The following is a 25,586-nucleotide window of genomic DNA, read 5'->3' on the forward strand; positions in this document are numbered from 1 at the left end:
GGCGGACAGGAGAGATACAACAACTACTGGCCAGTGTTCCAGCACGGCCGTCTTACCGATGGGATCTATGACTGAATCCAGTTCGCCACCTTCGAGTCCGGATGAGTTCGTTGACGAACACCGGGAGGAGCTGATGGAAATCCTGCTTAACGGTGATAGAACACTCCGTGCGCTGGCCATTGCTATTCTTTTGGAAGGTGGCGATGAACCCGATGTCGATCTCGTCAAGCGCGAGTTGGAGTTGTTCGAAGACCTTGACGAAAAAGTTCGAGAGGAGTTGAGATAGGCTGTAAAAGGGCTATTTAAAGAATATTACGAGCCCTTGAAAATAGTTCGAAGGTCATCCTCCCCCTCACCCAACAATTCCATCACGCGATCGATGTTGATCCCATCGTATTCGGTCATCAAGGTGAATGCGACACTCTCTTTCGTTAGTTCGGGGTTGGAGTCCATCGCCTCAACTATATCAAGAGCGGTTTCCATCGAGCTAGCACTCACATCATAGTCACTAATCCGTTCCCTCAGATTCGACTTGGCGGCATGATTCATCTCCGCTTTGTTACGCAGTCTCTCCACTTCTGAGTCCCCTGTTTGCTCGTCTCCGGTCAGGTTCGAGCCACACCAGAAACAGGCCTCCAAATGTTGGGGAGACCACTGCTCACAACTGGAGCATTTGATCGGCGAGGGCTCGACATAGTCCTCCGCGATTTGGATCGGCGCACCGTCGATATCTGCGATCTGTTGGTTCGCTTCATCGCTGAATCTCGCGATGTAGTGTGCAGGAGCGGATGATCCAGCTTCCCAACCGAATCGGGTTCTAAGTGTGGATTGGTTGACCCCTTTCGCAGCGAGTATGCTCGCTCGACTTTTTCGAAATTGTTTGAGATTTGTTGGTCGACGATATCCGAGACGGTTTCCGATTCTACTACCACGCTGTTCAAATGTTGACTCCTTCAGTTTCTCGGAGTCTTTTTGTTTTGTCCATACCGGCTGGTCTGGAGGGAGGGACAGAGGCGAGGTCGGCAGTTTGACATCGTTGGTCATCTTGTCAACCTCCAAGAGCCACTTACGAAGGTACGGCATAGAGACCTGCAGGTGCGGGGTTCGATCGTATGTTTTGCTGTCTTCCACCTCGAATAAGAAGTAATCCCCCCGGTCGGAAAGATGGCCAGCTTTCATCCTAAATATTTCCGAGGGGCGAGCACCCGAGTCCCATGCGACTGCGATCAGGGCCTTATCTCGCAAGTGAACTTTCCCAGAGTCCAAGATCGGAACGACTGACTCATCCCAATAATGAATATTACTTCGTTTAGGTGTTGGATCAGTGTCTTTTTGTCGTGGAGAGAGGCTAGAGATATTTTCGATGTGGCTCGGTCGACCATTGTCTCCCATAAGATCGCCGTACTGCCGAACCATATTTCGATAATGCGACTCTGTTTTCGGCGCAATTCGATCGCCATCTTCGGTCTTGTGTTGAGTGATCCAATCTACGAACCGTTCTGCTGCGCTCGGTTCCTCTAAAAGTGCTTCAAGCGAGATGCTGTGAGCGGAGTCGTCGTACCCGTTCGGTGTTGGCGGATTTCGGTATCTACAGAAAGCGAGGGTCTTCTGCAAAAGAGTCGTATGATATCTGTCTTTTTTATGTCGGGTCAAGCGTTCATCAAATTCTATCAGCAGCGGTTTGTCTTCTGAATCGACGGGAAGGGATTCCATGGCTTGGTGTTCCGGGGCATCCTCGTGACACCGCTGTATGACCGTTCCGTCAGTCGGTACCTCCCGAATGGTTGCCTGCACCCGAGCGAGGCGTTCCTGAGTCATCGATCTGTGGGCATTCTATTTGTGGCGAGGGTGTTAAACCTCTAGGATAGTTTACACTACCACAATAATACTTATGCTTTTGAGGGGTGCCAGATGACCTCAGGGAGCAATAGAATTCATAAATAATATGTTAAATGCGGCCTTTAAATAGTATCCATCTAGCCCCTGTTGCACCACGGATTCGAACCCTCAAACCACCACTGCTAGAGGGATCCTTAAAAAGCGGCGTTCCGTAACCAGTCTTCGTCAACCGACATAAGATACGGAAGACAATCTCGAAGCATAGAATCAGAGGACATCTCTGGCGAGTGAGAGGGCTGTAACTGGGGCCACATACGCTTTTATGAGACAGGCGTGAAATCAACTAACAAATGAGTAATTCTTCGGGCGACTATACTGTAGAGGAGGCGAAGGAAAATCTCGATGTCCTTCGAGCAGTCCCGGATCAGGTTGTCGAAGCAATTGGTGATGCGAGCGATGAACGCGTTCTCGAATTCCTAATCCGCGAACAGCAACTCGACATCCATCATGAGGGCGACCAAGGTGTGGGAGTGATCAGGCAGGCCGTCCTCGAGTCACCTCTTGCGTCACAGGAACTGAAGCGGACAGTCATCACTCGAGGTGACGACACTCCAGAAGAGATACTGGTTCCCGATGATGTCGAGAGGAACGCGAGAACTGCCCTACGGACAGGCAAGCCGGTAGTTCTCTATGGCCCAACTGGAACCGGGAAGACGACGTTCGCAAAACAACTCGCTCTCCAGCACTGCGTCGGTTTCTCACTACACACGGCAACGCCCTCGTGGACAGCGAAGGACATCATCGGGGGTATCGGGCCAAATCTAACTGGCTCCTCGGGCTATCGGTCGTTGAACTACGAGACTGAACTCGGTGCTGTCTCGGAAGGTGTTAAGCGGGCTCGCGACTTCGACATCCCATACGCAGTCATCCTCGACGAGATCACCCGGGCCGATATCTCCCAGATCTTCGGGCCGCTGTACACGGCCATCGAGAATCGCAACCAGACCCTCATCGAGACCGACGACGGTGAGACCATCGAGTTGGACGAGGACGTGAGCATCATCTGCACGATGAACATGTCCGACCGGACGGTCAACGAGCTGGACAACGCCATCACCCGGCGATTCGCGATGGTCGAACTCGACGAGTACGAGGACGACGACCGACGGGCACTATTCGAGGGCTGGCTTGAGGATAACCTCGGAGACATCCCTCTCCTCGGCAATGACGATCTGCTCGACCTTTTCGAGGCCGACTACGACGGTATCAACAACGGCTCCGAACAGGCATCACGTGGCCCGATTATGCGGTTTGGGCCGATGCATTACCGCGACGTGACGATCTTCCTGCGTGAGGCACTCCAAGACGAGGCCCTGTATATGGACGCTCCCGAGCAGGCGGTCGGACAGGCGTTCCGCACGTTCATCGTACCGCGCCTGCTGAACTCGGCGGCCTTCCCGCAGATCGAACAAATTGAGGAGCACTATCGGGCACTCGACAACGACTTCGAGATGTTCGATCTCGCGCCGGCAGCCGACCTCGCCAGCCGGGAGCTTGAGGCTGAACGCCGTCAGATGGGTACCTACGAGCAATGAGCGTCTCCGATCCGGACGCATCGTACACCTACCAGCCCGGCACGTTCAGCGTGCCCGAGCGCGGTGAAATTCGCATCGAGGGATGTCCGCCCTCGATCGACGACCAACTCCGCCGGGCCTCCTTCGAGCAGGAAAGCGACAACGTCTTCGTGAAGACGCAGGAGTCGCTCGACGACCGCGACAAGGAGTACCGGGTCGTCAAAGTCCGGGTCGATGGCCCGGTACTGCACGTGACGGCGCGGGACAACGTGGGCATCGTCAGCCTCACGCCCCGGTCGAAGCTCCGCATCGAGCCGAAGATCGACTGGGACTACATTTTCGATATGCTGCTGGCGGTACACGGCCGCAAGCGGTCGGTCGAATACCACGGCATCCCGCTCGACGAGTTCCGCACCGAGGACGTCGATCTGGAGGACGTATTCCTGATTCTGGCGATCAACTACCTCAACGGGTTAGAGACCATCCACCGCAACGGGTTCGTACGGCGACTGGAGACGCGGCGTGCTGACCTCGAACAGCCTCGGGGTGTCATTGACATCGAGCAGTCGCTGGTTAATCAAGCCGAGGGTCGCGCCCAGCAACACTGTCTGCTAAAGGAGGTCAACTACGATAACGCGGCCAACTCGCTTCTCCACTACGCAGGCACGCACCTTCTTCGTCTCTTCCGGCAATACGAGGACGAGTACGACCATCAGGCGTACTATCATATCTTCTCGCAGGTGCATCAAGAGGTGCGCCACTTGGAGGAGCTGGACGTGACGAGCGGCCGTCGACGTATTCCCGAATACCGACGCTTCTCTCTCCACGACCTCCCCAAGCAGCGCCACTACTATCGACAGGCCATCGAGGTTGCGAAGGCGGTAGTGGCTTCCTCGCTTGGAACGCCGTCGATGGAGGGCGACCGAGAGCTGGTCGTGGATTACGTGTTGAATATGGAGTCGCTGTTCGAGCAGTACTCGCAGGTCGCCATCGAGGATGAGTTGGACGCCATCAAGACCTATGACCGGCTCGACCAGACCGCGAACGTCTCGGCCGTCCGGTCGCCAACGCTCCAGCCCTTCGAGAAGGAGGGACAAGTGTTCCACCAACCGGATCACGCCGTCGAGGAGGGCGACGAGACGCTGGCCGTCCTCGACTCGAAGTACTACGCCGAGGGCAAGGATCCGGTGAAGAGTGGCGGCTCGCGGTCGCGGCTGTTCAGTTACGCGTACCTGCTGAATACGCCACGGATGGGTTTCCTGACACCGCTCGGTGAGCCGCGGACGCGGACGGTCGCCCAAACCGGGGCGGAACTACAGGTGATCTCGCCCGACAGCGACCACTTCTCGCTCGATGGATACCACGCCTGCGTCCGTGACTACCTGCACGAGGCGCTCGCTGACGTGTATCCCGCCCTCGACGTCTACCGTGCCGTTGAGGAGCACGCTCTCTGTCTCGATCAGCACGACGCGTCCGCACTGGATCGCCTGACCGACCCGGATGGGCCGTTCGACTTCAGCAACGTCCACGAGTTCTCGCTTCGCGTGATCAACGCAGCCGCGGACACGCTATCGACACAGTACCGGTCGCGCTCCGATCTCGAACAAGATGGCAAGTGGACGCGGCGGCAAATCGAGACGCAATGCCGAGAACGGTCGGCGGAGTTCACGACTTGCGTCCCGGTCTTTCGTCGCGAGAACCGCGAGGAGCGAATCGACCTGTACTTCGTGACGCGTGGTGAAGACGGGAAGCCTACAGACGTTTCCGCCGAAGGCGATTTCCGGTTGCTCTGAGCAGGCACCTCAGAATGGTGCCGTGAGCCAGCCACCACTCCGACGCTCAATCTGCGGCCCAAACACGCGGCTGAGCCGGTAGAGATCACCGCCAGTCTGTAATTCAAAGTCCCGCTGACGTCGCTGAAACGACCCCTCGACGGCGAATTGGATAGTCGGCAGTGGACTGCGATTTTCAAGGGTGTTTGCGCTGCGATCCATCAGCGTCGACAGCTCGCTCGCCGCATCGTCGTCGCCAAACAGGTCGTCGAGGCCGACGACGCACACCTCGTCGGGCACATCGTTCTCGCGGAGCATCTCTTCGAACTCCTCGACCGGCACTCGGTGATCGAAGAGATCGTACTCGTCCTCGACGACGATGTTATACTCGCCGGGAAGTTTGCCGTGTTCGACCATCGTTACTCGAAGTTGATCTCGACCGAGATGTTTGATGCCTCGTCAGGCATACGCTCGAAGAGGTCGCGCACCTTCGTGAAGTCCTCGCCGGATTCAAGAGTGAGCTTTGTCATCGTCTCCTCGACTCTTGCAGTACCTTGGAGCGGCCCGGGAATCCCCATTCGATTGGTCAGCTGGAACCTCACCTCGCCGTAGGTGACCTCCCCGGAGTCTTCCTCCTCTCGCCATTTCCGACGCAGCGCGGCTGCGTCGTCGCCGTTGAACACGAACCGCCAGCCACCGCTCGGTATGCGGAACTGGTAGCCCGGCGACCACCGTGTCGGGTCGCCAGAGCCGTCAGAGGCGATGACGTACTCGGGCTCCGCCTCACGTCCGAGGTTTCGAAGCAGGAATGTCTGAACGGCGTCTTCTGAGACCGACGCATCAAACCGGTCAGCCACACTCCCAACCGTGAACTCGTCGCCCCCATCGAGCCCCTCGATGTAGTCGAGGATCTGTTCGGCGATGTCATCCGAAACTACGGGGACAAGCGTAACGTCGGTCGGATCGCGCTTGTCAAGCCCGTCAGCGTACTCGCGGTTGATGTCGACGAGGTAGTCATCGACGAGGAAGTCCGTCACAGCCTCGCGGAACGCACGCTCGGTCTCGCCGTCAGGGAGATAGACGGTTTCGTCGCGTCGAATGTCTTCGAGGATACGGTGGGTATTCGCTCGACCGCTGTCCTCTAGGGCTTCGTCGATGCGCTCGCGAACTTCGGACGCACCGATACGTTCAGCCTCGGAGATATCGCGGATCGTCGCGTCGGACTGGGCCTTCGTGACGATCTCGGTGCCGCTGTAGATGACGTATTGGCCGTCCTGTGCAAGTCGGCCAGCAGCGGTCATCACGGTGTCGTGGCCGTCACCTTCCAGCCATATCTCGGTGTCTTCGAGAAGTTCAAGCTCGAAATTCCCAATGTCGACCGACTTGGTACCGCTCCCGAATCGCTGGCGGAGTTCCTGCTCGACATCATCGGACGTCCACCGCTGGACGTCGCGTTCGTGGAGGAGCGTCGTGTCGAGAGAACTCCCCTCAAGCGACTCCGAGAAGCCGTTCGAACCGTGGGTGATCACTGGCTTGTCTTCAAGGGCATCAACGACGGCATCAACTACGTCGCCCGGACTACCCGGGATTGGATAGGTGGGCTGTCGGAGGAACTGCTCGTAGACATCTTCGATGCTGGCCTCGCCTCGCCGGTCGAGGAGGTCGTCAACGATCCCCCAGACGTGCTGTTGGAGGTCAATCCCTTCGGCAGCGACACTGTCGGCAATGTCGCCAGCGTTGAGCGGCTCGCCATCGGAGACGAACACGTCGAGATCCATCTCGGCGGCCAGATCGAACTCGTTCAGGAGGTCGTCGCCGTCGAGAATCTCGCCGTAGGCGAGTTCGACGCGATCGCGGAGTTCACGCTGCTCGTCCTCGCGCTGGCGCCTGACAGACGAGCGAATCTCGTCGTCGAGTGAGTTGTCTTCGAGGACGCGCTCGGCACCCTCGATGTAGCGAGCCTTCTCGATGAAGCCCGTTCCCGACTCGATTGCCTTGTCGCCGGCCGGCTGGACGAACACGAGCGTGTTACGCCACTCGCGCCCGGGACTGCCGTCCGCGTTCTTGATGACAGTCTCGACCTCCTCTTGCGTCCAGTCATCCACCTTGACGACGACCTTGACCTCCCGGTTGTCAGGCACCTGTTTGAGATCGCCGTCAGTGAACCCAACGGGGTACGCGTCGGAGCCAAAGACCTGCTCGACTGTGTCTGCGATCTGGCCAAGAGCAACCTTCTCGTCGACGTCCTCGGCCTTGTTCTGAATGAGCGCGTTGGGGTTTTGCCGGTCGCGGATAGCGTACTTGCCGTTGAGCTTGTGGAGGTACCACGCGACGCCGTAGAGCTGTTCGAGGTTGAGGACGATATCCGAGACGAGGTCTCCCGTCTGGTAGGTGCCCATCACGATCTCGGCCTTGCCAGCGCCCTCGCCCTCGTCGGGCTTGAGGCTGTAGAGGAGGATCGTGTTCAGGATGCGCCGGCCGTAGGGAATCGAATCGGGATCGACGCGGTTGCGGATATCGTCGATGCAGACGCCCGGACGATCGATATTGATCCGGGTCAGTTCGTCGTCGAACAGGACGGCGTCGATGTCGCCGTGTGTGACGAGGTCGGTCTCCTCGATGAGTCGGGAGGCGTCCTCATCGTCTGGATCGGCCTCGGGATCCGCGGCAGTCGTGAGAATTTTTGAGAAGAGATAGATCATCCCCCGCGTGTTCTGGTTGCCCTCGTCCGCGTAGTAGCGGGTCTCGAGGGCGTTGAGGAGAACGGGGTGGAACGGGTACGTGTCCCGCATCTTCTGCGCGAGGTCGCTCGGGATGTCGGAGTCCGGGACGTGGTCGTTGTCGGCGTACGCGTCCACGTAGCCCGAGACAATCTCGCTAACCGCACTCTCATCGATGTCGTCGATGAGGCGGTGGCGGATGACCTCCTGCTTGCTCACCTTGCTACTCATATTGACCTCGGACGCGTTCTCGCGGTCGAGGATGTTGTGAACCTCCGAGCCCTTGCGGAGGACGGACACGATGGCGAAGATGTCGCTATCGTCGAGGTCGGCGGTTTCGAGGAAAGCCTGCAGGAAGCCACGATTCCGCTTCTTGCGGTCGCCGCTGAGCGGTTCGAACCAGTCCTCGAGTTCGTCCATCAGGTAGGCGACCGTGCGCCCGTCGACCGCCTCCTGAATCGTCTCCATGTCGGGGTAGGGATCGAGGTCGCTGTCGGAGGGCTCGTAGTCGAGAATGTCGAAGAAGGGCTCCCAGAGGTAGTCCGGCTGGCGTTGCTGGAGGGAAACGGTGACCGCTTCCGAGTTCTCGGCCTCGGGCAACGCATCGCTGAAACCGTCGACGTGGCGGTCGCCGAACTCGCCAGCGGCCTCGGGATCGGCGAAGCAGTGGTACATCGCCACCATCTGGTGGGACTTCCCACTCCCGTACGGCCCGTAGAGGATGTGCGTGCCGTAGTTCGCGTCACCACGGAGCGTATCTCGAAGGTCAACGAACCCCTCGCGGAGTCCCTGTGTCATCAGCGTCCGGTCGAAGAAAGTGGACGCGTCGGCCTCGAATTCGTCGTCTTCATCGACGTTATAGAGCTTGACTTGGCCGTCGATTTCGCCCTCTTCTCGGAGTTCTTGGCTTATTGTGACCGTGTCCGCGATTGATTGTGAGAGAGATTCCGTACTGGCCATCTGATGTCATATACACCGTATGTTGACCGCTTAAGTACTGTGACTCGACGCACACACATAATCCTCAATGGGAATAGTGGAGGATTGGTCAATCTCGACAAAGAGATTATTATATAAGCGGGAGACGTCCGGGACATGCTCCTCCATTTCGTTAATGATGATAAACATGCCTTCTATTTTCCAGATGCCTCTGATTTTGATCAGCACTGGAAAGAAGCCCAGTCCGATCCCGACCAGAACTACCATATCAAGGCGACTCTCCGTTCCGTGTTCGTTTGGATTGAGGTTGCGGAGGCGTTCGGTGAATCACCACGGTACAAGATTTGGGATTTGATAGAGAATACAAGTACGAATAGTCGAGCGTTAGTCGCGGCTGGAGCCGCCACTGAGTGGTACGAAAAGAGTGGACGAGACGCCTATGATAATGCCCGTGCTGCAATTTCCTTACTCGATCAGGCCTACGAAGATGCTATTGCACGAGGGTGGAATTCAGTTGCTCTGTTTTGTCTTCAGAGGATCACCGATCTCGAAAACCAGCTTAACTCCGCAGGTTCCATCGAGAAGGAACGAGCCGTTGATCTGATCGAGATCATCACCGATACGTCCGATGTCCATCTCGGAAATCTATCTGAGGCGCTGCAACTGCTCGTTGACAACGAACCAATTCTCAACCCACAGGGACAACACGAAAAGCGAGCATTTGTATTGTGTATTAAGCAGGCCAACCGTCTACGCAATCAGAAGCAGTTCTCCCAAGAGCGGAGCCTTCTGTCGACTACCATCGAATTGGCAGAGATACTGAACATACCGACAGCAGATCTAGAAGACAGGTATGTCGACACCTATCGACTCAATGCCGATCTACAATCGGAGCGAAGCCCCTCCCTTGAAGCCCACGAGCTTGTTCGAGCATTCGAAGACCAGACTGTACTTGATCGCCTCTCGGATGACGAAAAAGAAGAGTGGAAATCACGGTTGCGTTCCGCTGTTCAATCCGCTGCACAAGAACTGAAGCGTGAGGGTGCGACCATAGACTCACCCCACCAACGGTATCTTCATCAGGCTAGCGTAGGGAAATTCGTTCGCCAATTCGAGCAGATCAAGGACGTGTACGATTCTGATGCTGCCTTGTTTTGGCTCCTGACTCACGATGAACTCATTCCAACTTACACTAAGGACACGGAATCATTCGGTATCCACGATATAATAACTCAGACGATGTACTCTCTCCAAGGGCATCTAATCGAGTTTGACCCTGACGAAGCAGATCTCTCAGCACGATATGCGATCGAAGCTAGAATTGCTATATCTACGATTGTCAACGTGATTAGCACGCTTATCTCCACTGGCAGTCTGACAGAGGCAGAGATCCACGCCTTCCTTAACGGGGTTCCAGATCTGGACTCGGAGAATCAGTGGTACCTCACGCGATTCATCTCCAACGTCTTTGACGGTAATGATGTTGAGGCAATTCATCTCGGTGCTACCCGAATCGAACCGATCTTGTACAATCTACTGCGGGAAGAGGGAGAGGACGTAGACGCGCTTATGGAAGAGGGGACTGGAACGCGGACACTCGGGAGTCTCATTCCAAAGCTAGACCAGTACGTGAGTGCGGATTTTCAGGAGTACCTTCGCTATGCGTACCATAAACCAGTCGGGCAGATGTTTAGTGGGAATATCCGAAATCGGGTCGCTCACGGGTTATTACTCCCGAGAGAGAACAACAGATTGTACTCGTTGCTCATACTGACTGACCTCCTCCGAATTGTGACTCGAATGAATCTCACAGTGCATCACGCCAGACACGGTATTCCAGACACTGTTCTCCTACCAACTCGGGGCTTGAACCCGTCTTTCCCTCTTGTGATACGGTCGTATAGTCAATCTGAGCTACCCGATCTGGATCGATTCTTGGAATATCTCGATGGTCAATCTCGCACAGTCGATGAAGTCGCCGAGTACTTCGACATTCCCTACAGTTTGGCGTTGACAAGTATCCGCCTCTCAGAAGCCGAAGCGGATGTTTCGTTTGATGAAAAGTCCGGAGTAGTTGAGAAAGACTGGCTCTCTGGTCATAGCTTGCCTGCGTGGTTTTAATTGCGCACGATCCGTCTACCGGGGTAGTAATGACATCTCCTGATGAGGTCTTTCGAGATTTCGCCGATAGTGAGGAGGCTCAGGAGTACTACGACGACCACAACCGTACGCGAGACGAGGTAGCTGAAGAGAACCTCGGGCCACTCATCGACGAGTTCCTAAACGGTGAAGTAGACATTGTCGAGTTTCGGAACCGGAATAACGGACTCAACAAGCAACACCCGCTCTGGGGATTCGACGGGTTCGTCGGCGGGATGCACTTCAACAAACTGCTCAAGGCCGTCCCGGACGAGTCCGAGTTAGAGCAGAAGCTCCGAGACGTCATCCAGCCACCAGAGAGTGATGCAGAAGCCCACGAAACGATCGACGCATTCGCCGAATACACACAGCGGCTCAAGGAGAACGACCTCGATTCTGACCCGTTTCCGAAATCGACGATTTTCTTCCTCAGCTATTTCTGGCACATCCAACAACCGGGCGAGTGGCCGTTGTACTACCCGACGACGGAGCAGTACCTCAAAGAGGTGGGGCTATTCGAGATGGAGGAATCGTACGGAGCGAGCTACGTCGACTTTATCGAGACGATGGATGATCTCCGGGAGGAAGCGTCCACGTGGTTAGAGGCTCCCGTTGAATACCGAGATGTCTCGAATGCGATCTACTGGCACGAGGAGTGGGATGAGTCTGAAATTGAGGAAGAGGAGACAAGCGGAGAAACCGAGGAAAGGGACACGTTCGTCGATGTGGACAAACCGTATCTTCCACCTGTTGTGGCCGATCTGGACGAGGTGGCGGCTGGTACTGACGAGGCCGTAAATCGGTACGCACCGGTCGAGACGGATCTCGCGGTCGTCTTCGAAAAGAAATGCGGGAGACTGTTCGAGATGCTCGGGTTCGACACTGAAATCTTGGGACAGGGGTCAGGGCGAAACCCAGACGGGATCGCCATCGCAGTTCGGAATGACTACGCGGTCATCTACGACGCCAAGAAGCGGGAAGACGGATATCGAATTGGCCGGGACGACCGAACGATCCGGGAGTACATTGAGGCGCACACGCGTCGGCTCCGCGATCAGGGGAAGCGGCACATCTACTTCGCTATCGTCTCAAGTTCGTTCCGGGACACCGAGGAGTCGACGCTTCGTGACCTGCGGACGAATACCGACATCGACAACATCGTCCTGCTCAAGGCCGGCGTGCTGCAGGAGTTGCTCAGGATTCGGTTGGAGGAACCGTATCTGAATCTTGACGACGTAGAGTGGGTTTTTGGGAACCGTCCCGGAGAAATTCAATCCGAGGAGTTAGAGAATATTGTACCTGAGTGGCGACAGAGTGACAGTGAGTTCTCTGTTTCGTGACCGATATTGTCTACACTCGATAGTATCGAAGGAAGACTGGTAAAGACCATATAGAATATCAATTTAGCGTCTTCACCAGACAGGACGAGAAGCTATACAACCCTCCCGAGAGCACGTAGAAGATAATCAATGTCTCAGGAGACCGGCGACTCTGAAAAAGGGGAGCGTAAAACGCTGCCCATTGAAAGAGGCTACCCCATCAAGCGAGTGAATGAAATTGTTGATAAAGAGAATCAAGCTAAAAGGTACTATCGCCCACTTTACACTATGCACAAATGGTGGGCTCGTCGTTTAGGGTCTGTCTTTCGCACAATCTGTTTATATACACTAGCGGATAATCCCGATTCGATTACCGTCAACGAACCGGGCAGTGACAACAGAAAATTAGCCGAGTTCTCAGAACGTGATGTAGATCTAAGTAAAATTGTAGAGGACGTCAATTTAGAGGATCCGTCTTCTCTATGGGCTCTTTATAACAAAGATACAACTATCGATGATAAGAAAATTCTTGATCCGTTTATGGGTGGGGGAACTTCCTTAATAGAAGCATCTCGGTTCGGTGCATCTATTGTCGGAAACGATCTAAATCCCGTTGCTTGGTTTGTTGTAAAGAAAGAACTTGAAGCCGCAGATACAAGCATTAGTGAGCTTGAGTCGGCGTATGAAAGAGTGAAATCTAGGGTCAAAGATGAGATAACAAGACACTACAAAACAGATTGTCCAAATTGTGATGAGAAAGCCGATGTGATGTATCATCTTTGGGTCGATGGAGTTCAATGCGTTTCCTGCGATGAGGTTGTTTCTCTATTTAAAGATTACAGAGTGGCAAAAGGTCGGTATGAACACAAGGGCACGTACAATGTGCTATGCCCCTCTTGTGAACACATCAATCGAGTAGATGACTGGAAGGACGAGTGTACTTGTGAATCATGTCAGGCAGAGTTTGTTCCGGCAGAAGGGAACGTAGGTAGTGGTGATTACTCTTGTCCGGCATGCGGGCAACAATATGGAGTGATGGATGCTGGTCAAGAACAAGGTGGGTACAGTTCTCACTTGTATGCTATCGAGTATTATTGCCCACATTGTGACGAAAATGGCGAGGAAAGATCGGTATATAAGGGTTATAAATCAGCAACCTCCGAAGATCGAGAAAAGTACAGGGAAGCAGTTGAGCAGTGGGAAGAGAGTACAGAGCTTCGTGAATTTGTTCCATCACAAGAAATTCCCTTAGGTATTAAAACAGATAGTTCCGCATTTGATGGCAGTATTGGGGGTGGATTTAATGTTCTCAGACAGGGATTCGAAGACTGGACAGACATGTTCAATGATAGGCAGCTTCTGCTATTATCTAAACTTCTTAAAGAAATAAATGAAATTGAAAACAAGAATATTAGAGAATATCTTCTCTTAGCATTCTCTGATTCCCTGATGTTCAATAACCGATTTACTATATATAACTTGCAGGGGCACAAGATCGAAGGTATATTCAAAGAAAATTCATTTAATCCACAGAGAGAATATGTGGAAAACAACGTATGGGGAACTGAGTATGGACGAGGGACTTTCGAAAAGAGTTGGAAAAAAGTTCTCGCAGGAATAGAGTGGGCACAGAATCCTGTTGAGCGTTATATTGAGGATGACGGGTCAACAGCAAAAACAGCCCCATTCAATACACCAGCAGGAGGCGAACACGAGATCTATTGTAGTGATGCCCGTGATCTTGAGTTTGAAAACGAATTTGATGCCGTAATAACTGACCCCCCATATTATCACAACGTAATCTACTCAGAATTATCAAATTTCTTTTATGTATGGCTTCGACTAGTGCTGGAACAAGACTATGACCAGTTTAAACCCGACACCACACCGAGAAAGGAAAGCATCGTAGCCAACCCTGCAGAGAATAAAACAGAGGCGACATTTGAGGATGAGTTGAGGGAGTCATTTGAAACGGTTCAAAAGGCGTTAAAGGATGATGGAGCACTTGTATTTACTTATCATCATAGTGATTCAGAGTCATGGGGGGAGCTTCTGGGGGCACTTTGCGATGTCGGATTTGAGGTTACCGCTACATACCCAATAACAGCAGACACAAACCGTGCTACTTCGAAGCTGACAGAAGGCGAATCGGTAGATTTCGATATTATTATTGTTGCTCGTACAGCTGTGGAGCGAAAATCTATTTCTTGGAACAGTCTACGCCGGAATATTTATCGAACCGCTCAAAAGACTCGCCAACGCTTGGAAGAAAATCGTGAATTATCTCGCGGGGATATTGGAGTAATTGAGATGGGACGGTGTTTCCACGAGTATTCGAAGCACCACGGCAAAGTCGAACGCGCCGGCGAGACGATGACTGCCAAGGAGGTAGTCGACGAGATCTATGGCGTCATTCAGCACGGCAGCGACATCGGCGAAATCGATGTCTTCCTCGACCTGCTGGAGACGCCGGATGCGTCCTACGACGATCTCAACAAGCTCTCTCGGGGGACGAACGCTACCCCCGAGCGTATGGAGGATATGCACCTCTACCGGATGGACGACGGCTTCACACTCGGAACGTGGGACGACGAGAAGCGCATCGCCTACATCCAGTCACGCGTCGACAGCGACGAAGAACTCACCGACCTCGACAAGGCGCAGTTCCTCCGCTATCGCTGGGAACACGGCAAGTCCGTCTCCGAGTACCTCGGTAAATGGGAGATCACCGACGATTTGCGAGAGCTGTGTGAGGGGCTGGCCGATGCGACCGGCGACGACACCTACCGGAACATTCTGGAGTCACGGCTGAGCGACTACTGAGGGCTGCAAATTTCCTCAACCACTTGAAGACGGTTTATTGCTTATCGCCTGTAGCAAGAGGTGGAAACGATTACGTAGGAGTGAACTGATGACCGTAACAACTAGAGATCCTGATGAAGTTGGAACGTTATTTCACTTGGAAGATCTATAGGGGCGGGGAGAAAGATGAAGAATATACGACTAGAATCGAGGTAGGTCACAGTGACACAGATATATTTCTCCTCGCAGAAGCGAAAAACAGGAAGAAGACACTCTACGAAGGGTTCCAGACACAATCTGATAAGGTGCTTAATTTCTGGACACAGAACCCTGAAGCGTTTACCCCTCTCATTAATAGCATATCACAGGCCCTGTCGACCCCGTCCGGTACAACAGTAACGGGAGTGATACCAGATGTATCTGGTGAATTCAAGGATCGATACGAGGATGAACCAGAACTGGATTTTGACTCGGTAAAGCACGAGATCGATGAACGTGCCCTTCATCTCCATCCCTACAACGATGATGAGTTTCTCGGTCACGTATTTGTCCCCTCCCGCCCCGAGATGCGAGATGGAGAACTATCAGAAGAAAGTCAGTTAGAAGAATTGAAGAGTCTACTTGAGTCAGTCCAGTCCTCGTTCAATTCCTCCGACAGTGATGATGAAACGGCTCCGGAAGGAGAATCAGCAGAGGAGTCAGGCCCCGATATTAGCGAACTACGAAAGAAAGAACTTGTCGAACTTTTGGAACAGGGAGAATCAGAACGGATTGAGTTCAAGGAGACGTTTCTATATCACACATATAAAGAAGAGCCGGATAAAGAACTCAAACAAGAGATTGCCAAGGAGGTCTGCTCATTTGCTAATACAGAGGGTGGTGTAGTCATTATCGGTGTTGAAGACGATGAAAAGGAGGTAACGGGCCTAAGCCGCGATTATGATATTATAAATAAGGGGAAAGATGGCTTCGAGGTTCAATTGCACACGGAGATCGCAAGCAGACTTGGAGATACAGTTGATGCGTCGTGTGTCGAGTCAGAATTCAGAACTCAAGATGAAAAAGAGATATGTCTGATTTGGGTTAGTACTAGTTCTGAACCTGTCTATTTCGAGGATGATGACAATACAACCTTCTACGTGAGGAGTGGGTCATCCAAACGGCCCTTGTCTATAGATGATGCTGTTAGATATATTGGCGAACATTGGAATTGAATTACAGAATGACACAAACCGACAGGAGCCTTTGAATATGAAAAAATTCAGGAGGCGATAGATGGTGTCAGAAGACCTCGTGGACGTCGAATTCCGCCACGAGGGCACCGATGGGTTGGTAACCCAAATTGTTGACGCGTCCTCGCTGGATGATCACTTCCTCACCGTGCAAGCCAACCGGCTCCAAGCCGGCCAGCCGGACTCGGAACTCCGGTCGCTCTCCCACCTCGACGAGGAGAACGTCAAACTTCTCGAACATCAGGTGGACGCCGCCCATCGCGCCCTCTTCGAGATGGACGGAAAGGCTCTTCTCGCCGACGAGGTCGGCCTCGGCAAGACCATCGAGGTCGGGATGATACTGAAGGAGATGCACTACCGCGGTACCGACGACGCGGTGTTAATCCTCACGCCGGCACAGCTCGCTCAGCAGTGGCAGGCCGAGATGCTGGAGAAGTTCGGCCTCGACTTCACCTGCAACTACGACGACGACTTCGCCGGATTCGATGCCCACGACCACATCATCGCCAGCATCGACACCGCCAAGAGCGATCGTCACCGCTCGACCGTTCTCGCCCGCGACTGGGACGTCCTCGTACTGGACGAGGCCCACTACGTGAAGAACGAGGACACCGACCGCTACGCTCTCCTCGAGAAGCTCTCCTACGACTACGCGTTCTTCCTCACCGCGACGCCCATCCAGAACGACGTCACCGACCTCTACAACATCATATCGCTGCTCCGCCCGGGCCTGTTCGGCACGCGCGAGGCGTTCCACAACTACTTCGTCAACTCCTCGCAGGAGACGCTGGTCAACCGCAACGAACTCCAGAACCGGCTCCGCGAGGTGATGATCCGCAACCGTCGCGAAGAGACGGACATCGACTTCACGCCGCGCAACGTCACCACGCATACCTTCGATCCGTCGCCGGAGGAGCGCGACCTCTACGAGGCTGTCACCGACTACGTTCGGACGGCGTACCGCGAGAGTCAGGGCCAGAAGCTCGTCCTGATGACCCTCCAGAAGGAGGTCGTCAGCAGCCCCGCTGCACTCAAACAGACCGTCGAGCGCCAGCTCGAAGGCGACGACGTGGAACCCGAGCACGTCGCCCCGCTCAAGCAGATTCTGGAGCGGATCGACGCCATCGAGACGCCGACCAAGCTCGAACGCGTCCGGCGCATCACTCGCGAGGCTCGAGACCGCGTCGACAAGGGCCGGGTGATCGTCTTCACGCAGTTCCGGGCGACCCAGCAGGAGTTGCTGGAGACGCTCGACGACAAGGGCTACACCACGCATCCGTTCCACGGGGGCCACTCCAGCGACGAGAAGGAGGAAATCGTCGAGCGATTCGAGGAAGAAGGCGGTGTCCTCGTGTCGACGGATGCGATGAACGAGGGGCGCAACCTCCAGTTCTGCAACGTGATGGTCAATTACGACCTGCCGTGGAACCCGATGAAGGTCGAACAGCGCATCGGGCGCATCCACCGGATCGGACAGGATCGCGAGGTCTACGTGTTCAACACCGCACTGAAAGATACTATCGAGGAATACGTGCTGGAACGGCTCTACCACAAGATCGACCTGTTCCAGCAGTCTGTCGGTGAACTGAGCGAGATCCTCACTCGACTGGAGGAGACTGGTCGTAACTTCGAGGACGAAGTGTTCGAGCGGCTGGTCGAAGCGGACTCAGAGATCGAGCTGGAGAACGACTTCGACGCGATGGCCGTCGACCTGCAGGAGCAGCGCGACCTCGCCGACAAGGTCGAGGACTTCAACAGCGGCGTTTTCGAGGGGTTCGACTTGGGGGCCAGCGATGACTGACGCCGCCCTTGCGGTTACAGAGCGGGCTGTCGAGCGATTCACCGAGACCTACCTCAAGTCTCTCGGAGCCGAAATTACGAAGGAAGGACGCCAGTGGACGGTCAGCCTCCCCGAGGATGCCCCCACTGATCTGGAACTGGATGGGGCGGTACTGGAGATCATCGACGATCCGAACGATGTGGACGAGGGAGTCTTTGCCATCGCCCCAGAGAGTCCCTTCGTAGAGCGTTTGCTCGACGAAGCGGCCGATCGAACCCCCACCGGTTCACTAGCGCTAACTGGCGAGCGGGTAGATATCCACCTCCCGCCGTGGCTGACTGATTCCCCGGTCGACGTTGTGGATCAGACGTTCACGCCGTACTACGACCGGCGGGCGGTCTGTGCGCTCTTTCACGTTGGAATCGAAACCGTCAGCGAATATCAGCGGGAAGAGCTTCACGCCGTCGCGATCGATCTCAACGATCACGAGGAGCGTCCCCGGCTCGCAGACACGTATCTTGAGCTGACCGACGACGAACAACCGGAACTCGACGAGGGGCGGGCTATCGACGAGCAGGAGCTGACGGACGCACTCGATGTTGCATATACCACCCTCGAAAACGAGCTATCGTCGACGGTACGAGAGACTCGCGAGCGGGCGACACGTGCCGCCGAGGTCGAACTTGACGAGTATCGCCAGTTCGTACGCCAGCGACGTGACGAACTATCGGACGAGATCGATAGCCTGACGACGCGAATAGAGGACGTGACCGAAACGATCGACACTGCCTCCCAACAGGAGGAACGCGTCGAGGCACTCCGGAAGCGGAAGGAACTCCGAGCAGAACGGGATGATCTCCGTTCCGAATTGGACGACTTGACGACCAAGATTGAAGCTGGATTCCCCGACAAGCGCCAAGAGATACAGGAGCGCCACGCCCTCACTGTTCGTTTGCGACCGGTGGCTGCGACAGCAGTTTCGTACGAACGTGGCGATCTCGATCTCACGCTTGGAGCTGACGAGACTACAATCTCGAAATCGTACGGATACGCCCTCGGTGTCGGCGTCGTAGAAGAAGTCGCCTGCGACAGGTGTGGGAAACAACTGACGGCCGAGAACCCGCTGGATATAGATGGGAAGCAAACGGTGGGAGCAGCCTGCTGTGACGATTGATCGGTTAGTCACCCACCCGATAGAGGAGAACATCTGAGGGGTGAGCGAGAACGCTCCCCACGAGAGCATCGGTGGTTGACCCGGCGGTCGAAACGCCGAACGCACAGACGGAAGCCGGATCTTGATACCCAACGTCGATCAGGGTCTCCCGTATCTCGGGCGCCAACTCTGCCTTCCCCACATCGACAGTTGGCACTCCCGCATCGCGGAACGCCTCGAAAGCCGCCGATGTCCTTGACAACACGAGTTCGCCGGAGTGCAGGAAAGAAAACTCCTCGTCGAGGATTGCCAGCAACCGCTCTTGCCGATCAGGATCGTCAACGACGTTTGCCCATTCGAGGTCATCCGAAGCTGTCTCACTGGAGTAGGTCTCGACGTCATTCTCGTCGAGAAGGTCGACAACATCGTCTGGGAATGCCGCTTCGGCCTGTCCACGGTAGAAGTCCCATACATCCGTCTTCTGTACGGTTGACTGTTCCTCGCTCGATAGGAGTTCGTGAAAGGTTGCGGGCACGTACAAGTCTCCAAGACGAGGTTCCGTGGGTGTCCGACCGAGTGTAGCCTGCGTCTGTGACGCGAAGACCGTCGAGTCGGCCAATCGTTCGAGAGAGCGGTTAGCAACGAGTAGTGACGGATCGAGTAGTACGTCGATCGGTGGTTGGAATTTGCGATCGAGTTCGGTTCGGAGTTGGTCGTTACCCGCACTCATTGTTACATCATTCAGTCCAACTCCTGATAAATCACGTCGTACTCTTTCAGGTACTGCTATCGAATAATCGGATCTTCCTCGCCGTCAGGCTGCGCTTCGGCATAGTCCCGATCGATCAAGTCGGCAATCTCGTCCTTCGAGAGAGGATCAATCTCGATGCGATCGCCATCAGCAGTGTAGAAGAGTGTCGTCGTGACGCGGGAATCAGGGAATGCGGCCCGAACGACGTGGTAATAGACGCTCAACTGCTTCCGATACTCCGATTCGGCATGGCGACCGAGATCGGTCTTGTAGTCCACGATGTCGACCCTGCCTTCGGCGACGTGGAGCAGGTCGATGATTCCAGAGATGGTCACCTCCTGTTCACCGACCGTCACCGGGAGGTAGGCGTTCTCCTCGGCTCGTAGCTCGCCGTCGAGAGCGTCCAAAAACTCGGCGACGCGCCGTTCATCTTCGTTCGACGGTTCGACGACCGCTCCCTCGGCATACTGTTCTGCGAAGTCGTGAACCTGATTGCCGAACTCGATCCCCCGACCCTCGTCAACATCGCTGAACACCCGGTCGTCCATCAGCGAGTGCGGGGACTGACCGGCCGGTATATCGGGGACTGGAACGGATACCTGCAACCGGGACTGTTCCGTCCGCGCTGTCCTTGCCTCCTCCACATCGGGTTCGACCGTCTCGGGCTCGAGCGGCAGGTTCTCGAAGAGCGGACTGGGTGATGAGCCAGCGGAGAACAGGACGTGGCTCTCCGCACGAGTGATCGCGACGTACATCAGCCGGCGCTCCTCGTCGTAGTCACGGTTGAGACACTTCGAGAGGATGCGGTATCGCCAGTTATCGTAGATGTGGGGGCGTCCGTGAGCATCCGCGTAGTGTTTCGTTTGCCGGAGCGCGACCGGATCCTCGTACCGAATTCGGTCGGCTCCGCCACCTGACGGCGGGAAGCTGTACTGGTTGATGTTCGCCAGAATGACGATCGGATGTTCGAGGCCCTTCGCGGCGTGGATCGTCTGGACGGTTATCGAGTCGCCACCGGGGTTGTCGTCCACGTCGTGGGTGGCGTCGGCCTCCAGACTCTGCTCCATGAAGCGAACGATGGCCCCACGGTTGTGGGTCGTGCTGTCGAACGTTCCCTGCAATACCGCCACCAGTGCATCCGCGTAGGCGTCCTCGAAGCCGTATCGATCGAACACCAGCCGTGCGATCCCCCCGACAGTCTCGGCGCTGGCGAGCCGTTCCCGGAACGAGAGCATATTCGACGGATACGACTCCCTCTCGAGGATCGCCTTGACCTCATCGAGTGTGTACCCCGCCTCTTCCAGCACGACCGCCCAACCTCGCTCTGAATGCCGATCTTCGAGGAGGCGCAACCACGCCAGCAGTAGGATCGCCTGTTCGGTGCCGAACAGCTCGACACCACCCTCGTAGGCGACCGGGATGTTGTACTCGCGGGCGTGACTCTGCAACTCACGACCGAACCGACGAGTCCGGGTCAAGACCGCGATATCCTCGTGAGAGGGAGGACGCAACTCACCGTCTTCGCCCTCGACAGCGTACGCACGATTGCCGACGATCTCCTGCACTCGCGTCAGAATGGCCTCGCACTCGTCGTCGCTCGTGAACGCCTCGATGTTCGAGTGGTCGTGGTCGGTGGTGGCCGTCAGTGGTGTGATGTCGTCCTCGATATCGAGGGCGACCTCCTCGTTGCTCGTCGCCGGCAAGCCGAGACTGTGCCGCGAAAAGTCCAGTATCGACTGGGTAGAGCGGTAGTTCTTCTCCAGTTTGATCTCGGTCACGTCGTCGACCGGAAATGCGACCCGCTCGCTGTCGCTGTTGAGTTCCCGCTTGTAGTTCTCGAGACGTTCCCCGAACTGACGGATGTTGTCGACCGAGGCGTACTGGAACCCGTAGATGCTCTGCTTCCAATCGCCCACCACGCAGAGGTTGTCTGTCCCCGCGAGCAACAGGGCGAGCTTGAACTGAATCTCGCTGGTGTCCTGAAACTCGTCGACCATCACGTGGTCGAACTGCACTGACTCCCGCAACGCGTGATCCTCACACAGCAACACGAAGGCGAACATCTGGAGGAAACTGAAGTTCAGATAGTTCTGGCGGAGCGCGAACTCGATGTACTCGAAATAGATGTCGTGGACGAACGCCTTCAGCGCATCGCGCTCCTCGTCGAAGGCACGGCCGGCCCACTCGTGGTCGATACTCGGGTAGTTGTCCCGGAGTTCCGACTCGGCCGGGGCGTCGGGAAGGAAACAGCGGTCACGCTCGAACCCACTTAGACCATCCCGTAAATCGGATTGCGTCGGCCCGTTTGCCCCCTCATTCGGCTCGTTTGCCGCCTCGAACAGTTCCTCGAAGGCCTCGAAATCGCCGTCGAGGTAGGACTCCCCGTTCCGGTACCAGCCGTCGGCAGTCGGGAAAATTCCCTTCGCAGCCAGTTCGCGGATCACCTCCAACAGCGACGTGTTCTCATTGAGAACACGGAGGTAGTCGTGGTGTTCGGGATGCTCGTCGGCGAACTGCGATATGAACTCCCGGAACCGATCTTCCTCGACCACCTCGTTTTCGAGCAGGCGCGTCGAGGACGTGATCCGATCGTCGATCCCGAGGTGTGTCGGAGCCGAGAATCCGTCCCGGAGCAGTAGGTCGTGACAGTGTCCGTGGAACGTGTTGATGGGCGCGTCCCGGAGCGCCGACATCGAGTAATCGCAGTTCGTGACGACGCGCTCCTTCATTTCGGCTGCAGCGTTGTTCGTGAACGTGATCAGCAGGATATCGTCCGGTTCGGTCTCGTCCTGCTGCAGGAGGTTCGCATACCGACGCGTGATGGTGAACGTCTTGCCCGTCCCGGCACCGGCGTCGACGACGTGAATGCCGCTCGTGGCATCGATTAACTCCTGCTGCTGGTCGTTGGGTTCGAAGTCAGTCATCGATTTGAATGAGGTCGCGGTGATCGACGCGGTCGACGTTCGGATCGCCGATGGGGAACTGGGAGCGCCGATACTCGTTGATTCGCTCGATCTGTCCTTGCAGGAACTGCTCGAAGGCATCCACCTCGTCCTCGAAGTAGTTTCGGCCACGCAGCCTGTGAAGTTCCTTCAGCGCTGAGTCGGTTCCATCGTCCACGTACACGTAGTCACCCACCTCTGCTTTCGCGCGTTCGGTGAACTCGGCGGCGAGGTCGGTTTCGAGCAGCGCGTCCGTGTCCTCGACGTCCGGGAAGTCGTGGCGGTCGAAGAACGCCTCGTAGACATCGTAGCCCATTCGTTCGAGCGTCTTGCGGCGGTCGTTGCTCTCGGCGACGCCTTCTCGAAGTGTGTCGAACGCCGCCCGTCGCTTGGCGAACTCGTGGAACGGTTCGGGATGGTACGTGACCCGGGTCAACGCGTCTTCGAGGGTAGCTTCCCCGACCACCTCCTCGTCGACCAACTCGAGAAAGTGGAAGAACACGAATCGAATCCGCTCGTCGGGATGGACGCGCCGGTGGTGAGCGAGGTAGAGGAGGGCTTGGAAATCCGGTTCATCGCTGATCTCATCGATTGCCGACTTGTCGACGACCTTGGAGGCCGACGTGTGGCTGCCGCTCTTGTAATCGACCAACTGCGATGGGGTGTGGATGAGGTCGACTTTTCCTTCCCCGCCGAGGGTGGGGTTCTCGAACCATCGCTCCGTGATGGGCGAATCAATCGGCTGGTCGAAGTGCTCGGCAAAGAAGTTCGAGTCTTCGCGATGCCCGTATCCCTCGTATTCACGTTCCGTCGGGTGTTCCTCGGTCAGGAATCGCTGGATGAGATCGATACCGATCTCGAACTCCGTCCGTAGCACCTCCAAGTCGACATCGTCGATGTAGGGGCGCATCTCGGCCAGCATACGGTCGACCAACTCGTCTCCGGCGGTCGCGTCGATGATGTCGGGATGGTTGACGTAGAACTCGGCAAAGTCGTGAAAGAGATTGCCCTTCTGGAAGTGATCGCGGTCGGGGCTGGTCACGACGCGATCAAAGAAATAATCGCGCGGACAGTTGGCAAAGGTGCTCAGACTCGACGGGCTGAGCGTCTCGATGGTCGTCGGCTCAGCGTCGATCGGTTCCTTCTCGAATCCGTCTCCATCACGACCGAGGAACCGAGTATGGGACGTGCTCGGAAGATCTCCGAACGTATCGAAATCTCCGTCGAGCAGGTCATGGAAGTAGAGACACGGTGTTACTGGTTCGCCGGCACTCGTCTCCTGCACGAGGAAGTACTGCTCGTTGCCGTTCTGCAGGAGCAACTGGAATTGCCGGAGGTACTGGCGATCCTTGGCATCGGCGTCGATCCACGGCCGGTCGAGGATGCGGTGCGTCCAGTCGGCGTCCATCCCGAGATAGAATACGGCCGGGCGATCCACGTAGGCCGCCGCGGTCGCGTCCGCAAGCAGGACGCCGGCGTCGTCTCGGTCGATTGGGACGTCGAACGACTGAAGGTAGAATTCGATCCCGTCGAGCGTGCCTTCCCTGACAGTAGCGTGTCGCACGCCGAGCCGATCCAACTCCTCGCGGAAGGCGTCTAACGACCGATCGCACCACGTCTCGAACGTGGAGAGAGCCTCGTCAATTGATTGCTCGTGAATGGTTTCACAGAACTGCTGGAGCGGTTCGATCTCCGGATGATCGAGTTCGTGCAGGCGTTTGTTATCGTCCTCGACTGACGGCCGGATACCGAGATGGTGAAGAATCGGTCGAACGTCGCCCAGCCGCGCGTGTCTATCGACGTGGGCCGTCCGCAACAAGCGGATGAATGTCCGCAAACTCTCGTCGTCGGCGAAGCCGGGGCCGCCATAGAACGGGATGTCGTTCGCCTCGAGTGCGGACTCGACAAGCGCGGGGTACTCACTGCCCCGATCCATGATGATGGCCACGTCTTCAGCGTTCTCGGGCGTCACGTTGCTAACGACGGTGTCGACGATGTCGGTTGTGGACTCGTAGAGATGGAACTCCGGCAACTCGAAGTCGTCGCCACCGAATGGGTCAACCGTCTCGTACTCGTCGGGGAGAACGGATCGGTCAAGTGCCGTGAATTGCTCTTCGCCGATGACGGCGACAGACCGCTCCTTTGGGATCGTATACTCGGCGAGGTCGTTGTGAGCACTGTCGGCAGTATCGATCACGTCGATGGCGCGGCGCGTGGCGCGGGTGTCGAACTGGTCGTATTCGAGGATGGCACGGAGGTCTCCGGTCTCCTCCCAGCAGCCGAGGATGCTTTCTAAGAGATACGCGGCGTGCTTCCAATTCAGGTCGGTTGCGTCGATGAGTTCGAGAAAGAGCTGTCGGTCGTCACGTGGACGAAACTCCCCGGAAGCCAGCATCCGCGGTGTCGCGGCAAATGTCCCGAGCCGGGGGCGATCTATCCGTCGGTTCAGAGCCTGACTGAGTGGTGCATCTGTCGTCAACACCAAGTCGTAGTCGTCGACTTCGTCATAGAGATCATCAATAGTTCGAGCCCGTCTTATTGACACATTCCAAATCCGCCTGTTGGCCTCAAAAAGATTGGTAGCCAAGTCGCATCTAAGCGGCAACAGTCCCTGTAACAGTAGT

The 25,586-nt window shown here is 55.9% G+C and carries 15 protein-coding genes; 9 read left to right on the top strand and 6 right to left on the bottom strand.

Features of this window, described 5'->3' with window-relative positions:
- Positions 1-67: 67 nt before the first annotated feature.
- Positions 68-286, top strand: a complete 219-nt coding sequence (locus tag Hbl1158_RS00420) for a hypothetical protein (RefSeq protein WP_234298117.1) — start codon at positions 68-70, stop codon at positions 284-286.
- A 26-nt stretch (positions 287-312) separates the two neighbouring features.
- Here the strand turns inward: Hbl1158_RS00420 and Hbl1158_RS00425 are convergent, their stop codons facing one another.
- Complete coding sequence (locus Hbl1158_RS00425) at positions 313-1,818, bottom strand: site-specific integrase (protein ID WP_234298118.1); 1,506 nt, start codon at positions 1,816-1,818, stop codon at positions 313-315.
- 371 nt (positions 1,819-2,189) lie between these two features.
- On the opposite strand from Hbl1158_RS00425, the gene Hbl1158_RS00430 reads away from it, so the two are divergent.
- Positions 2,190-3,434, top strand: coding sequence for an AAA family ATPase (locus tag Hbl1158_RS00430; RefSeq protein ID WP_234298119.1), 1,245 nt, complete (start codon positions 2,190-2,192; stop codon positions 3,432-3,434).
- Positions 3,431-5,206, top strand: coding sequence for a restriction endonuclease (locus Hbl1158_RS00435; RefSeq protein ID WP_234298120.1), 1,776 nt, complete (start codon positions 3,431-3,433; stop codon positions 5,204-5,206). Before Hbl1158_RS00430 ends, Hbl1158_RS00435 begins: the two co-directional genes overlap by 4 nt.
- A gap of 9 nt (positions 5,207-5,215) precedes the next feature.
- Here Hbl1158_RS00435 and Hbl1158_RS00440 read toward each other — a convergent pair whose 3' ends face one another.
- Both Hbl1158_RS00440 and Hbl1158_RS00445 read right to left on the bottom strand, forming a co-directional pair.
- On the bottom strand, positions 5,216-5,602 hold the full coding sequence (locus Hbl1158_RS00440; protein WP_185194287.1) for a hypothetical protein: 387 nt from the start codon (positions 5,600-5,602) through the stop codon (positions 5,216-5,218).
- 2 nt (positions 5,603-5,604) lie between these two features.
- Complete coding sequence (locus Hbl1158_RS00445) at positions 5,605-8,865, bottom strand: DUF499 domain-containing protein (RefSeq protein ID WP_234298121.1); 3,261 nt, start codon at positions 8,863-8,865, stop codon at positions 5,605-5,607.
- Positions 8,866-9,000: 135 nt separating this feature from the next.
- Here Hbl1158_RS00445 and Hbl1158_RS00450 point away from each other — a divergent pair, with 135 nt between their 5' ends.
- From Hbl1158_RS00450 to Hbl1158_RS00475, 6 genes are all read left to right on the top strand, one after another.
- Positions 9,001-10,965 (top strand): hypothetical protein, encoded by a 1,965-nt coding sequence (locus tag Hbl1158_RS00450; RefSeq protein WP_234298122.1) that lies wholly within the window; start codon positions 9,001-9,003, stop codon positions 10,963-10,965.
- A 29-nt stretch (positions 10,966-10,994) separates the two neighbouring features.
- On the top strand, positions 10,995-12,323 hold the full coding sequence (locus tag Hbl1158_RS00455; protein ID WP_234298123.1) for a hypothetical protein: 1,329 nt from the start codon (positions 10,995-10,997) through the stop codon (positions 12,321-12,323).
- Between the two features lie 129 nt (positions 12,324-12,452).
- The gene (locus Hbl1158_RS00460) at positions 12,453-15,125 is read left to right on the top strand and encodes a DUF1156 domain-containing protein (protein ID WP_234298124.1); all 2,673 of its coding nucleotides are present in this window, start codon (positions 12,453-12,455) and stop codon (positions 15,123-15,125) included.
- Between the two features lie 113 nt (positions 15,126-15,238).
- Entirely contained in the window at positions 15,239-16,318 is a 1,080-nt protein-coding gene (locus Hbl1158_RS00465) for an ATP-binding protein (RefSeq protein WP_234298125.1), read from the top strand.
- Between the two features lie 61 nt (positions 16,319-16,379).
- Positions 16,380-18,137 carry an SNF2-related protein gene (locus tag Hbl1158_RS00470; RefSeq protein ID WP_234298126.1) on the top strand — a complete coding sequence of 586 codons (1,758 nt, stop codon included), beginning with the start codon at positions 16,380-16,382 and terminating at the stop codon, positions 18,135-18,137.
- Entirely contained in the window at positions 18,130-19,290 is a 1,161-nt protein-coding gene (locus Hbl1158_RS00475) for a hypothetical protein (RefSeq protein WP_234298127.1), read from the top strand. The genes Hbl1158_RS00470 and Hbl1158_RS00475 overlap by 8 nt, the downstream gene beginning before the upstream one ends.
- A 4-nt stretch (positions 19,291-19,294) precedes the next feature.
- Here the strand turns inward: Hbl1158_RS00475 and Hbl1158_RS00480 are convergent, their stop codons facing one another.
- The 3 genes from Hbl1158_RS00480 to Hbl1158_RS00490 are packed head-to-tail and all read right to left on the bottom strand — an operon-like array spanning position 19,295 to position 25,507.
- Entirely contained in the window at positions 19,295-19,999 is a 705-nt protein-coding gene (locus Hbl1158_RS00480) for a hypothetical protein (protein WP_234298128.1), read from the bottom strand.
- Between the two features lie 56 nt (positions 20,000-20,055).
- On the bottom strand, positions 20,056-22,944 hold the full coding sequence (locus Hbl1158_RS00485; RefSeq protein ID WP_234298129.1) for an ATP-dependent helicase: 2,889 nt from the start codon (positions 22,942-22,944) through the stop codon (positions 20,056-20,058).
- Entirely contained in the window at positions 22,937-25,507 is a 2,571-nt protein-coding gene (locus Hbl1158_RS00490) for a PD-(D/E)XK nuclease family protein (RefSeq protein ID WP_234298130.1), read from the bottom strand. Before Hbl1158_RS00490 ends, Hbl1158_RS00485 begins: the two co-directional genes overlap by 8 nt.
- Positions 25,508-25,586 lie beyond the last annotated feature (79 nt).

Source organism: Halobaculum sp. CBA1158, from assembly GCF_021431925.1.
Taxonomy (GTDB): domain Archaea; phylum Halobacteriota; class Halobacteria; order Halobacteriales; family Haloferacaceae; genus Halobaculum.